Here is a 13,495-nt window from a genome sequence, read left to right as displayed (position 1 = left end):
GCGCCTATGAAGTTTCCAGGAAGATTTACCAGTGGCGTGCTCATGCTGTTAACCAGCTGCGCGGCGCTGGCGCAAAGTGAATTGGATGTGCGGGTCAAACCGTCCAACGATGAACTCAAGGCCAATATAGAAGGCTATATCGGCAGCCTCGGCGATCGTGACGAAGAAGCCTTGCAGCGCTTCAGTCGCGGTGCCGAAGAGCAGGCGCGCAAGGCCGCCCAGGCTTTGGGCTACTACCAGCCGCAGATCGACAGCGAAGTGAAGGGCGGTGAAAAACCGCGTCTGGTGCTGAAGATCGATCCCGGCGAGCCGATTCGCCTGCGCAACGTGACCGTGCGCGTCGACGGCCCGGCGGCCTCCCTCAAATCCTTTCGAGTCCCCAAGAGCGACGTGCTCAAGCCCGGCGCGGTGCTCAACCATGGGCGCTACGAAGACGCCAAGCGCCTGATTCAGAACCAGGCGTCGCGCTACGGCTTCTTCAGCGGTCGTTTCACCAGTCAGAAATTGATGGTCGATCCCCGCGCCGGGGTCGCCGACGTAGAACTGATCTACGAAAGCGGCCCGCGTTATGCGCTGGGCAAAGTCAGTTTCGAGGGCGACACGCCGTTCGATGAAGACCTGCTCCAGCGCATGGTGCCGTTCAAGCCGGGCGAGCCTTACGACTCCGAACTGATCGCCGAACTCAACCGCGACCTGCAATCGAGCGGCTATTTCGAAGGCGTGCGGGTCGACGCCGCGCCGACCGCTGCAAAAAACGACGTGATCCCGGTGGACGTCAAACTCGACACCCGCAAGCCGCGCACCATGGGCCTGGGCCTTGGTTATTCCACCGACGTCGGCCCGCGGATCAAGGCCAACTGGACCCGTCACTGGGTCAACCCGCAAGGCGATAGTTATGGCTGGGAGGCCGAGCTGTCGGCGCCACGGCAGAACGTCGGTCTGTTCTACGACATTCCGCTGGATCCGCCACTGACCGACAAGTTGCGCTGGGCCGGTGGTTATCAGTACGAAGACATCGACGGCTCCGACACCCTGAGCAAACTGCTGACCTTCGGCCCGGAATGGCACAGCAAGTTGCCCAGCGGCTGGCAACGGGTCATTTCGCTGAAATGGCAGCGTGAGGAATACCAGCTCGGTGACGATTCGGGCCTGAGTACCTTGCTGATGCCCGGCATCAGTTACTCCTATCTGAAAAGTGACAATCGTATCGACCCGCACAACGGCTATCGCCTGACCTTCGAAAGCAAGGTGGCGAAAGAAGGCCTCGGTTCGGACAACAACTTGCTGTATGGCACCGCGCTGATCAAAGGCCTGACCACGGTATTCGACAATCACCGCTTTCTCGGACGTGTCCAGGTCGGTGGCAGTGCCACTAACGGTTACAGTTCGGTGCCGCCATCGCTGCGTTTCTTCGCCGGTGGCGACCAGAGTGTGCGCGGTTACGACTATCAGAGTCTGTCCCCGGAGAACTCCAAAGGCGACCGCATCGGTGGGCGCTACATGGTGGCCGGCAGTGTCGAGTATCAATACTCGATCGCCGAGAAATGGCGGGTCGCGACTTTCGTAGACCAGGGCAACTCCTTCAACAAACTCGAACTGCCGAACCTCAAGACCGGGGTCGGTATCGGTGTGCGCTGGGTTTCGCCGGTGGGGCCGATCCGCCTCGACCTGGCCCATGCGCTGGACGATGACGGCGGCATCCGGCTGCACTTTTCCATGGGGCCTGAGCTGTGAAGCGTGGTTTGAAAATATCGGCGCTGGTGCTGTTGTCGTTGGTGCTGCTGATGGTGTTGAGCATCACCGCTGTGCTCGGAACGCAGGCTGGCAGCCGGTGGGTGTTGGGGGTGGTGCCGGGATTGAGCGTCGACAACTTCCAGGGTCGCCTCGGCGGGCAATGGAGCGCCGATCATTTGCTTTGGCAGCAGGACGGCAGTCGTGTTGAGTTGAGCAAGCCGATCTTCGAATGGTCGCCGCTGTGCCTGGCGCGCATGACGCTGTGCATCGAACAGCTCAAGGCTGATCAAGTCATCCTGCAGTTCCCGCCCAGTGAAGAAACCACCGAAAGCGGTCCGATCAAACTGCCGGACCTGCAATTGCCGGTGGCCATCGAGCTGGGCGACGTGCAAGTCGGCAGCCTGCTGTTCAACGGCAGCGAACAGCTCAAAGGCCTGCAACTGGCGGCGCACTGGACCGCCAAGGGCATGCAGATCGACAGCGTGAAACTGCAACGCGATGACTTGAGCCTGAATCTGTCCGGCCTGCTACAACCGACCGGCAACTGGCCGCTGAACATCGCCGGTGATCTGACCTTGCCGTCGCCGGCTCCCGAACCTTGGACGCTGGCGCTGAAAATCGACGGCGACCTGCTGAAAACCCTCAACCTGCACGCCGACAGCCGTGGCTACCTCGACGGCCAGTTGAGCGGCGAGCTGCAACCGCTGGTGGAAAACCTGCCGGCCAAGGTGCGGATCACCTCGGAAGCGTTCAAACCGAGCGCGGATCTGCCGGACACCCTGCAATTGAATCAACTGGTATTGACCGGCGAAGGCGACCTGAAAAACGGTTACCAATTGCTCGGCAACGCGACGTTGCCTGCGGATAAAGGCCCGGTAGCGCTATTGCTCAAGGGCAAGGTCGACGCCAAGGGCGCACAGATTGCCGGCCTCGACCTGACCGCCAACGACAAGCAAAGCCTCAAGCTGACCGGCAATGTCGACTGGAGCAAAGGCCTCAGTGCCCAGGCCAATATCAACTGGCTGGATTTTCCGTGGCACCGGCTCTATCCGGAGATCGACGAACCGCAGGTCACGTTGCGTACCTTCACGGGTGAAGTCTCCTACACCGACGGTCAGTACATCGGTAACTTCGCCGCCGCCGCAGATGGGCCGGCGGGGGCGTTCAGCCTGAGCAGTCCGTTCAGCGGCAATCTCAAGCAGATCTTCCTGCCGCAACTGAAACTCGAAGCCGGGCAGGGTAAAGCCGAAGGCCATGTGAACGTGCAGTTCGCCGATGGCATCGCCTGGGACACTGCGCTGGAACTGTCGGCGCTCAACCCGGCGTACTGGGTCGCGGAGTTGCCGGGCACCCTGGCCGGCCCGTTGAAGAGCAAAGGCGAAATGAAGAACGAGCGCCTGAGCCTCAACGCCGACCTCGATCTGAAGGGCAAACTGCGCGGGCAACCGGCGATCCTGCAAGCCAAGGCCGACGGCGCGGGCGAACAGTGGAATCTGAATGCCCTGCAAATCCGCCTCGGCGACAACAGCATCAACGGCAAGGGCAGCCTGCAACAGAAGCTCGCCGGGCAGATCGACATCAAGCTGCCGCGTCTGGCCCAACTCTGGCCGCAGCTGCGCGGACAGGTCAACGGGCGGGTCGATGTCGCCGGCACGTTGAAGGCGCCGCAGGGCAAGCTCGGCCTGCAAGGTTCGCAACTGGCGTTCCAGGACAATCGCCTGCAAAGCCTAAACCTCGATGCCACCCTCGACAGCGCGCAACGGGCGAAAATCGACCTCAAGGGCAGTGGCATCCAGGCTGGTGACACGACGTTGGGCACCCTGACCGCCAGCGCCCAGGGCGATATCAAAAGCCAGAAACTCAATCTCGACCTGCTCGGGCCGAAGCTGAAACTGGCGCTGGGCCTGGACGGCAATCTGGACAAGGGCAACTGGCGCGGACGCCTGGCCAGCGGTGATATTCAGGCCGGCGGCCAGGACTGGAAGCTGCAAAACCCGGCCAAGCTCGAACGACTGGCCGACGGCAAGATCAACTTCGGCGCCCATTGTTGGATGTCCGGCAATGCCAGCCTGTGTGGCGAAGACCAGCGGTTGATGCCGGAGCCGAAGCTGCGTTATCACCTCAAGCAATTCCCGATCGAAAGCCTGGCACAGTGGCTGCCGAAGGATTTCGCCTGGCAGGGCAAGCTCAATGCCGACCTGCAACTGGACCTGCCGGCCAGCGGCCCGAACGGCCAGATCAGCATCGACGCCAGCGGCGGCACCTTGCGCATGAGGGAAAAGGATCAGTGGCTGGACTTCCCGTACCAGACCCTCAAGCTCACCAGCAAACTCACGCCGAAACGCATCGACACCGACCTCAATTTCGTCGGCGGCAAACTGGGTGAACTGATGGTGCAGGCGCAGCTCAATCCGTTGCCGAAGAACAAACCGCTGAACGGCTCGTTCCGTCTCAGCGGGTTGGATCTGTCGGTGGCACGGCCGTTCGTGCCGATGGTCGAGAAACTCACCGGGCACCTGAACGGCAGCGGCACGATCTCCGGCGGACTGCTCGCGCCGCTGGTCAACGGCACCGTGCAACTCAGTGACGGTGAAGTGTCCGGCCCGGAACTGCCGCTGGAGTTGCAGGCGCTGCAACTGCAAGCAGTGATCGCCGGGGAAACCGTGCAACTGAACGGCGGCTGGAAAAGCGGCAAGGCCGGGCAAGGCAGCCTCAGCGGCAATGTTGCCTGGGGCCAGGCGCTAGTGGTGGATCTGGCGCTCAAGGGCACGCAATTGCCGGTCACCGTCGAACCCTACGCCAAGCTTGAAGTGGCGCCGGACCTGAAGATTTCCATGGCCGGCGATGAGCTGGCGATTGCCGGCAAGGTGTTGGTGCCCAGAGGCGAAATCACCGTGCGCGAACTGCCGCCATCGACGGTGAAAGTCTCCGATGACACAATCATCGTCGGCGCGCAGACCGAAGAGGGCAAACCGCCGCTGGCGATGAAAATGGACATCGACGTGGTGGTCGGCGAGGACAAACTGAGCTTTGCCGGGTTCGGCCTGACCGCCAACCTGCAAGGTCACGTGCACATCGGCGACAACATGGACACCCGTGGCGAGCTGTGGCTCAACGACGGCAAATACCGCGCCTACGGCCAACGCCTGACGGTGCGCCGGGCGCGTCTGCTGTTCGCCGGGCCGCTGGATCAGCCGTATCTGGACATCGAAGCGATTCGCCAGACCGACGATGTGATCGCCGGTATCCGCCTGAGCGGCAGCGCCGAGCAGCCGACCACGCAGATCTTCTCGGAACCGGCCATGAGCCAGGAACAGGCCTTGTCCTATCTGGTGCTGGGGCGTCCGCTGAGCACCACGGGCGAAGACAACAACATGCTCGCGCAAGCAGCGCTTGGTCTGGGGTTGATGGGCAGTTCCGGGGTGACCAGCGGTCTGGCCAAGGATCTGGGGATTCAAGACTTCCAGCTCGACACCCAGGGCAGCGGCAACACCACCAGCGTGGTGGCCAGCGGCAACATCTCCGAGAAGCTCAGCCTGCGTTACGGCGTCGGCGTATTCGAACCGGCCAACACCATCGCCTTGCGCTACAAGCTGAGCAAGAAGGTCTACCTGGAAGCCGCCAGCGGCGTGGCCAGTTCGCTGGATATCTTCTACAAGCGGGATTTCTAGAGTGTATTCCTTACCTGATACCGCGTCGCTTCAACCGCTGACAAGGCGACACTCCAGTCAATAGCGATGGTGCAGTTGACGAGCTTTTGCGAGCAGCCTCACTCCTGTGTTTGGGGCGGGCGGCACACCAATGATGCACGTTCATAGTTCAACGCCTTGTCACGTTCGGGCAGGGCATACAGCGCTTCGCAGCGCTGGCCTTGCCAGTTGATGGTCAAGGTACCGGCGTCATCTTCGACCAGTGCCAATGCCTTGCCGCTCGGGTCGGAGATTGCCAGTTGTTTGCCGGCGGCGTCTTCCAGCGCAGCACCGAATGGAATTGGCTGGCGTTGCGCGTCAAACAAGGAAAATTGCACGCGACGTCCGCTCTTGCTCGTATAGCGTGCCAGCACCACTGCACCCCGGCGCGGCACAACTTGCTGAGTGGCGTTTTCGATTTCCAGGTCAGCGCCCAGATCGCGGGTGTCGAGGCTGATCCAGTTGACCCGATACGGCTGCGCATTGGACACCACCGCATAACCGTTGCCAGCAGTTTTCGCCCCGGAGAAACTTGCGATCTTCACGCCCTGTACACCCTCGACCTGCGCCAGGGCAAAGGTCTCACCAACGGTTTGCCCCAGATTGATTCCGCCAGCGTGACCCACAATCGAACCGGCGATGTTGAGGTTCTGTGAGTTGTACCCGCGGCCCTGGCTGTAGCCAGCGCTGATGTCCATCACTGACGTCCGCGTGCTGATGTTGGCTGAGCCAGTGTTGCCGCCGGTGCGGCTGTTGCCGCCTTGTATGGAGTAATAGGTGTCGCTGTCTTCGGATATATAGCCATTGATGCCGACCTGGGTACTGCTGGTGTTCTTCTGCGAGCTGGCCGAGACAAAAGCGCGTGGCGCACGGGGTTTCGAGCCCAGCGGGAACGACAGTGACAGGTTGAACAGGGTGTCGTTGTTCGCCGGGCCGTAGTTGCCGACATCCTTGGTATAGGTCGCGCTGATGTTATAGCTGACGTCGCCCCAATAGTTGCTGTAACCGGCCGCCAGACTTTGTGAACCGCCACGTCCCCAATAACGCTGGTCACTGGCATTGAGGTAGATGCTGCCGAACTGCTGATTGCGTCCCAGGCTCTGATTGATGGTCAGGTCTGTGCGGGTTTTCGAATTGCCGGTGCGCTTCTCGCCCTCGCTGCTCAGTTCTTCGACGTGTTCGCTGAAGGTTCGATAGCCCTCGGTCGAATAGCGGTAGGCGGCGAGGGTGAAGTTGGTGTCGGTGCCGGTGAACGTCTTGGCGTACAGCGCGCGCAGGCTGTTGCCCTTGACGGTCTGACCCAATGTGCTGCTGCTGGAGTGGGTCAGGTCCAGCGAGATCGCACCGATCGTCGTGTTACGGCCGGCGCCAACGGAAAACGCCTGGAAATCTTCGCTGGCCTGCGTGCCTGCGCTCGCCGACAAATCGCTGCTGACACCGTAAACGATTGTGCCGCTGACGAACTCCGGCGATTGCTGATCATCGCTGTTGCTGTTGTAGCGGCCCGCCGAGACGCTGTACTTGAGTTGCCCTTCGCGAACCATGATCGGCAGGCTGGAAAACGCTTGCACCGTGACCCGGCGGCGACCGTCGGCTTCAATAACGGTGATTTCCAGATCGCCGTTGGAGCCGCTGGGGTAGATGTCGCTGATTTCGAACGGTCCGGGCGGTACGTTGGCGGTGTACAGAATGTAATTGTTCTGGCGGATCTCGATGGTGGCACTTGATTGCGCAATACCACGAATCACGGGTGCATAACCGCGATCACTATCGGCGCGCATGCCGTCGTCGGAGGCCAATTTCACACCGCGATAGCGCACGCTGTCGAACAGGTCGGCATCAGAGAAAATGTCGCCGGCGCTGAACTGACCCTTGAGCGCGGTGACGTCATGTTGCAAATAGCTGCGATTGCTCTTGAACGTGCTCGGCCGGCCCGTGCTGCTGTTGAAGTTGGACTCGTTGCGCAAGCGCCAGCCGCCGAGGTTGATGCCGTTGCGCAAGCCGACGTTGTTGGCAAGCGTAGTATCGACGTCGCTACTGTTGCGGTTGCTGCTCACCTGATAATTGATGAATGCCGCCGGTACACCTTCGTCCCACAGCGCGGGATCGACATAACCACGGCGGCCACGCTCCATTGCGCTTTGCGGCACGCTGACCAGCAACCGCAGACGCGGCACGTCATAGCGCACGGTGGCATGATCGATCAGTCCGGGCAGATCAAGGCAAGTGTCGGCGGCAGCGTTGTCCAGTTTGCCGCTGGCCTGCAGCTTTCCAAGATCCACACCCAGTTGCTTGAGGATGTCCGACGTCAGGCAGGCTTCGATCTTGTGACTCTCGGACTGGCGACGAAAATCGATATCGCGGCGGCCGACCAACATGTCATTGCCATACAGATCGACCCGGTAAGTGCCGGGGAGCACCTGGCTGCCGGCAAGCAGGGTCTGCAGATCGACGGCAGACGTAGCGCCTTGCAGAAACGATGTATTGAATTGTTCCTCGCCGTCGGCCAGGCAAGTTGTGCTGACGATCAATGCAACCGAAAACGGCGCCAATCCATCGCGCTTGAGAAAAAACATGCAGGAACCCTATATCACCTCCGATACGAACTAACGGAGCGAAGAGAAATACAGTGAAAGTGCGGCTGTCAAAGCGGCACGCGAGTTATGGCGATTCTTTATCCAGACTGGCGCTAACTTCGGCATTGCTGGAAAGTTGCGCGACATAACGGTCTTGGGCGCCGTAATCGTTGATGCTGCTGAATGACAGTCGTGGAGAGCTGGCCGCGTGAATGTTTTTGAGTGTGAATTCTTTTTGTTCACCGGGGGCAATCATCGTTGAATCGAATGGCTTTTCGCTGCTTGCACCCGATTGCATCGTTATGTCGGCTATCGATACGTGATAGAGCCCCGGATTATTCACCACCAGTGTGCTTTTGCCGGCGCGCTCGATCAGCTTCCAGCGCAGCTCGGTTGGCGCTTGATAGGCGCTGTTTTGCAAACCGGCGGGGCGAAAGAACACCTTGATACGCTGACGTACCGCCAGTTGCAGGGTGTTAGCGGTTTTTGCCGATTGGGGGATCTCCTGCACGTTCAGCCACACCACCGACTCGCGGTCGCCGGGCATGCCAGTGCCTTCATAGATAACCCGCAGAATCTGCTGTTCGTCGCCGCTGACCCGCACCAGAGGCGGGGTCACGGCGAAGGGCGTTGTGCCAGCTTCGTCGCTGTCGGAGTCGACCCAGGACTGAATCAACACGTCTGCACCGCTGTTGCGTACGGTGATGCCGGCTTCTTTATGCTTGCCGTCGAAAATCAGCCGAGTGCTGCTCAGCGAAATACCGGCCATGGCCTGGTTGACGGCGAACAGGCCCAAGAGGCCGACGCATAGGGATAGGGGATGACGTAGGAACATGAAGAATTACCGCGCAAAGTGAAGGAAAGTGCAGGGCCGTTGCGCCCCGCACTGGCTGGCTGAATCGCGCGTTTATTCGTATTGCAGGGTGAACGGCAGGGTCGCGTCGCCACGGCCGGCAACCGCCAGTTTGGGATCTACGGTGGTCACGTAGGCGGCCGAGAATTTCAGCGTGGTGTTGCTGTCCTGCAGGGTGTTTTCAATCCGGGCGGTGGTTGGCGAAGTCAGGTCGATCACAGCGCCGTTGGAATCAAGCAGGGCGATGCCGATGCCTTTCGCCGAACCCAGGCCGTCGATCAGTTTCAAGACCTTTGTTCCTGTTTCGATGCCCGACCCTGCGCCCTTGGTCGGTTCGAAGATCATCGCCACCTTGGTCCCGGCATTGCAGTTGATCTTCATATCGAAATTCTCGACGCTCAGGGTGCCATTACCTTTCGGCGCGGTGGCAGTGCCCATGTCCTTGATCGACACTTCACCCATGTTGACCGAAATGGTCTTGTCCTTGCCGGCGCCTTCGACAGAGCAGGCATCGTTGTTGATGCTGCCGGTGAAATTGATGATGCCGCTGCCAGCCGTGGTTGGCGAAACAGGATCGGCCGCCAGAACATTACCAGCAGCGAAGATCGATAAGGCGAGAAGTGTGCGAGACAGCTTTTTCATATTGCTTTTCCATTGGTGGGGTTAAAGCAACACAATAAATCGCGTACTGACGCTGGAACATCAGACGATTCCTAGATGCCCACGGTGAAGTGCGCAGTTGTCTAGTTGAACAAGTTACGCTCGATGCAATAAGTCAGTAACTCCTGATCGCTGTTTACTTCAAGTTTGCGCATGGCTGAAATTTTCTGTGTACTGATTGTTTTGGCACTTCTGTTCAGCCCCCGGGCTATTTCATTGACACCTTGTCCTTGCACAAACAATCGCAGGATTTCGTGTTCCTTGGGCGACAGGCGGGCAAAGCGTTCATCCAGATCGGCGCCATTCTCCAGCACCGATGTTGGCGCGGGTTGTTTGCTGCGAACCGTATTGCCTTTGGCGATGGCTTTGAGCGCCACTTCTATTTCAATGTGCAGCTGGCTTTTCTGGATCACCGCCAGCACACCGAGTTCTTGCAGACGGGTCATGATCAACGGATTGGAAATCATGGTCAGGACCAGCACCCGCACCTGCGGGAAATGCCGGGTCACGTAGTCCACCAGTTTCAGCCCGTCGCCGTGGCGCGAGTCACCGGGCATGTTGAAATCTGTGATCAACAGATCCACCGGTCGGGTCTTCAGCAAATTGATCAGATCATCGGGGCAAACGGCTTCGCCGACCACGCTGAAGCGGCGGTCACGCTCGACCAGTTCCCGCACCCCCAGCAGGACGATGGGATGATCATCGGCAATGACAACGTTGAAGGTTTCCATGGGTGCTTTATCCAGAGTGAAATTATTCAAGGGCGTCGAGCAGGTCGCTCAGGCGCGCCAGTTGTTGACGCACCTCAGCGGCCAACGCCGGGGTGACGGTCATGCCGGTCAGGCGACACTCCAGTTCGACAAACGCGCTGGTCAGGGCTGTGATCTGTACCGCACCCAGTACTCCGGCCATGCTGTGCAGTTGCTGTGCGATGTTGTCGGCATCGGCCGAGTCCAGCGCGGTGAGGGTGGTCTGAATGTCGCGGCGCAAGGTCACGACAAACAGCTCGCGCATTTTCGGCGACAGCGTCGGGGGGGCATCGGCAACCGGTACCAGAGTTGTCTGGCAATGGTTTTGCAGTTGCGCACGCAGTGTCGCCAGGTTCAACGGTTTGACCATCCACGCGTTCATGCCGACGGCGACGCAGCGCTCACCTTCTTCACGCAGGGCATTGGCGGTGACGCCGATGATCGGCAGCGTCGCATCCTGTTCGCGCAGTGCTGCGGCCAGCTGGTAGCCATTCATGAGGGGCATGTTGACGTCGGTCAGCAGCAAATCGAAGCGTCCCGGTGCCCAATGCGCCAGAGCCTGTTCTCCATTGGCCGCGACGACCACCGAGCAGCCCAGCGCCTCCAGTTGTTCCTTGATGATCGCCGCGTTAATCGTGTTGTCCTCGGCCACCAACACGCGCAGGTCCAACGCTCGGGTGTTCTCCTGCCGCGACGGCGCGCGCTGATGACCGGCGCCGTGCAGAGCGAGGGCAATCGCCCAGCCGATTGCGCGCACATCGTCGGCATCGACCTGCCAACCATTGCCGCTCACCTGGGCCGGATTGGGGCCTGCAGGAATTGCGACGATTCGCTGGCCATCGAAAGCGGTAGCGTTAGCCAGTGGTGCAAGATCTACCAGCAGCGCCGAAGGCGGCGGCAGCTTGTTGGTCACCAGTCGACAATCGAGTCCAAAGCGGTTCAGCCATGCGATCAGATGCTGAGCCAGTTCGGCGACCGGCGCACGCACGTAAACGGCGGCGCTGCCGGCCTCGAACGAAGGGCAATCGGCGAGGCTGCCCGGCGCGCAATCCAGGGCCAGTTGCAAGTTGAAGCGGCTGCCCAGGCCCGGTTCGCTGACCACGTTCAATTGGCCGTTCATCAACTCGCACAGCCACTTGCATATCGCTAGACCGAGGCCCGCGCCGGCATGGCTGTCGGCTTCGTTGACCTGATAGAACGGATCGAACAATTGCTGCTGCTGCGCCTGGGAAATGCCCACGCCGGAATCGCTGACCTGCCACTGCACCTCGGCGCGGCCACCAGCGTTCTGAAGCACCTGAACACGCACGACCACGCGGCCGTTATCGGTGAACTTGATCGCGTTGCTCAGCAGATTATTGAGGATCTGGCGAATGCGCTGCGCATCGCCAAGCAGTTGATCCGGCAACGTCGCGTCGATACAGGCATACAGTTGCAGACCTTTGCCTCGGGCAAATGCACCGTAGCTGCGCAACACGTCTTCGGTCAGTTCCAGCGGACAGAACGGCTGAAGCTCAAGGTTCATCTGTCCGGCCTCGATCTTCGACACATCCAGCACGTCGCTGATCAGCTTGAACAGGCTGGTGGATGAGCGCTGAATGGTCTCCAGATAAGCCTGCTGACGCGGGGCGAGGCTGGTGAGGCCGAGCAGTTCCAGCGTGCCAAGCACGCCATACAGCGGCGTGCGGATTTCATGGCTCATGGTTGCCAGAAAACGGCTTTTGGCCTGATTGGCCGAATCGGCTGCCTGACGGGCGACTTCCAGTGCCGCTGCATCTTCGACATGGCGGGTCACGTCGTGCAGCGCACACAGCCAGGCGTCCTGACTCTGATAGCGGGTAGCGACGAAGGCCACGTGCAGATGCCGACCGTCGAGCTCAAGCTCGGCGTGGCCATGGCCAGTCGCGCCTTGTTGGTCGAGCAGGCTGATCAATTCGTGGGTGTCGTGCCATTGCTGGGCCCGCTGGTTTTCCAGCAACACCTGGTGATCACGGCGGCTGATCACGCACAGGCCGGTCGGCGCGGTGTCGATGACCGCGCGGCTGAACGCCTCGCTTTCGGCGATGCTTGCGTGGGCTCTTTGCGCGGGGACGATCACGCGGCTGGTGTACCAGCGATTGAGTGCGCGCCCGCAACCGAGCAGCGCCAATACCAGACCCAGCAGACACAGCAATGGCCACAGCGCGTAATCGAGGAAACTTTGCACACTGATGACATAGATCGCCGTCCAGTGCTGCTCGCCGGAGCTGCTGAGCTTGAATACCAGACCATCGCGGGTCAGATTCGCGCCTTCATCGAGCACCTGATCAGGCTTGAACTCGCCGATCAGCACCGTGCCGCTGGGCGTGATCAGCGTGAAATCGTCGTAGATCGACCATTCCATCAAACGTTCGATGTTGTTGACCTGCGACAGTTTCAGCAGCGAGCCGAGCACCACCCAGGAGTTCGAGCCTTCGATGGCCAGTGTCGGTTTGTGCAGGTTGATCCGCACGTAGGCGAGCAGGCTCGGGGTAACGTTGTCGTCTTCAGCGAACGGGTAGGGCACCCAGTGCACTTGCGCCGAAGTCTGTGCGCGCCGTTGCAGGTTTTTCTGGGTCATGATCTCGACGAAGGTGCTGATCTGCGTCGGGCCGGCACCGCGCAAACGACCGGCGGCGGGCACTGCGATGTCGAAATTGTCCGGCCCGTTGAGCAGGATCACCTGCGGCGACTGGTAATGCGATGCCGCCCAGAATGCACTGTAGTAAGCCGCCAGATAACTACCAAGGGCAAATACCTTGGGATATTGGCTGGGGGCGATTCGCTCGGGGTCGATCTTTACGCTGAAGGGCAGCGAGAACGGAAGGCCACGGCCTTCATAAATATTCGGTCCTTCCTCCGGTAAAGGCTTTAGCACCATGGGCGGCGTTACGGTCTCGGGGAAGTACTCACTCTTGTCGCTGGCCCGTGAGATATCGCCGAGAAACGCTTCCTGCTCGCGGATGTTTTCCATCAGCCGGGCGAAGTGGAACTGCAGGGTATCGCGCTGTTCTTCGACCATGCGCTGCACGCCCAGATAACTGATGCCCACCAACAGAAAAACCAGGGCGCCGAGGATCAGTAAACCCTTGTTCAGGCGCTGGGAGCTGCTGGCGAGCTTTTCCAGCAAGGCATTGGGATGAGGCATCAAAGCGCCCGGTAAGTGGAAGTGGTTACGCGAGTGAACACGGATGACCTCGATGGCAAATGGCGGTC

The 13,495-nt window shown here is 60.2% G+C and carries 7 protein-coding genes; 2 read left to right on the top strand and 5 right to left on the bottom strand.

Translation table 11 applies throughout. The features are described from left to right. Positions 1 to 6 precede the first annotated feature (6 nt). Both ACSPX5_RS13025 and ACSPX5_RS13020 read left to right on the top strand, forming a co-directional pair. A complete protein-coding gene (locus ACSPX5_RS13025; protein ID WP_169430974.1) occupies positions 7 to 1,734 on the top strand; it encodes an autotransporter assembly complex protein TamA in 1,728 nt (575 codons plus the stop codon). Then, the gene (locus ACSPX5_RS13020) at positions 1,731 to 5,405 is read left to right on the top strand and encodes a translocation/assembly module TamB domain-containing protein (protein ID WP_439821861.1); all 3,675 of its coding nucleotides are present in this window, start codon (positions 1,731 to 1,733) and stop codon (positions 5,403 to 5,405) included. The genes ACSPX5_RS13025 and ACSPX5_RS13020 overlap by 4 nt, the downstream gene beginning before the upstream one ends. Positions 5,406 to 5,503: 98 nt before the next feature. Here the strand turns inward: ACSPX5_RS13020 and ACSPX5_RS13015 are convergent, their stop codons facing one another. The 5 genes from ACSPX5_RS13015 to ACSPX5_RS12995 all read right to left on the bottom strand — a co-directional run bounded on the left by ACSPX5_RS13015 (position 5,504) and on the right by ACSPX5_RS12995 (position 13,427). Next, positions 5,504 to 7,999, bottom strand: a complete 2,496-nt coding sequence (locus ACSPX5_RS13015) for a fimbria/pilus outer membrane usher protein (RefSeq protein ID WP_439821860.1) — start codon at positions 7,997 to 7,999, stop codon at positions 5,504 to 5,506. An 85-nt stretch (positions 8,000 to 8,084) separates the two neighbouring features. Beyond that, positions 8,085 to 8,834, bottom strand: coding sequence for a fimbrial biogenesis chaperone (locus ACSPX5_RS13010; protein ID WP_439821859.1), 750 nt, complete (start codon positions 8,832 to 8,834; stop codon positions 8,085 to 8,087). 72 nt (positions 8,835 to 8,906) lie between these two features. Next, a complete protein-coding gene (locus ACSPX5_RS13005) occupies positions 8,907 to 9,494 on the bottom strand; it encodes a fimbrial protein (RefSeq protein WP_439821858.1) in 588 nt (195 codons plus the stop codon). A 101-nt stretch (positions 9,495 to 9,595) separates the two neighbouring features. Next, positions 9,596 to 10,243, bottom strand: a complete 648-nt coding sequence (locus ACSPX5_RS13000; RefSeq protein WP_439821857.1) for a response regulator — start codon at positions 10,241 to 10,243, stop codon at positions 9,596 to 9,598. 22 nt (positions 10,244 to 10,265) lie between these two features. Further along, the gene (locus tag ACSPX5_RS12995; RefSeq protein WP_439821856.1) at positions 10,266 to 13,427 is read right to left on the bottom strand and encodes an ATP-binding protein; all 3,162 of its coding nucleotides are present in this window, start codon (positions 13,425 to 13,427) and stop codon (positions 10,266 to 10,268) included. Positions 13,428 to 13,495: the final 68 nt, after the last annotated feature.

This window comes from Pseudomonas sp. HLG18 (assembly GCF_051903985.1).
In the GTDB taxonomy this organism is placed as follows: Bacteria; Pseudomonadota; Gammaproteobacteria; order Pseudomonadales; family Pseudomonadaceae; genus Aquipseudomonas; species Aquipseudomonas fluorescens_BT.
This window is presented reverse-complemented; position numbering and strand designations above follow the sequence as displayed.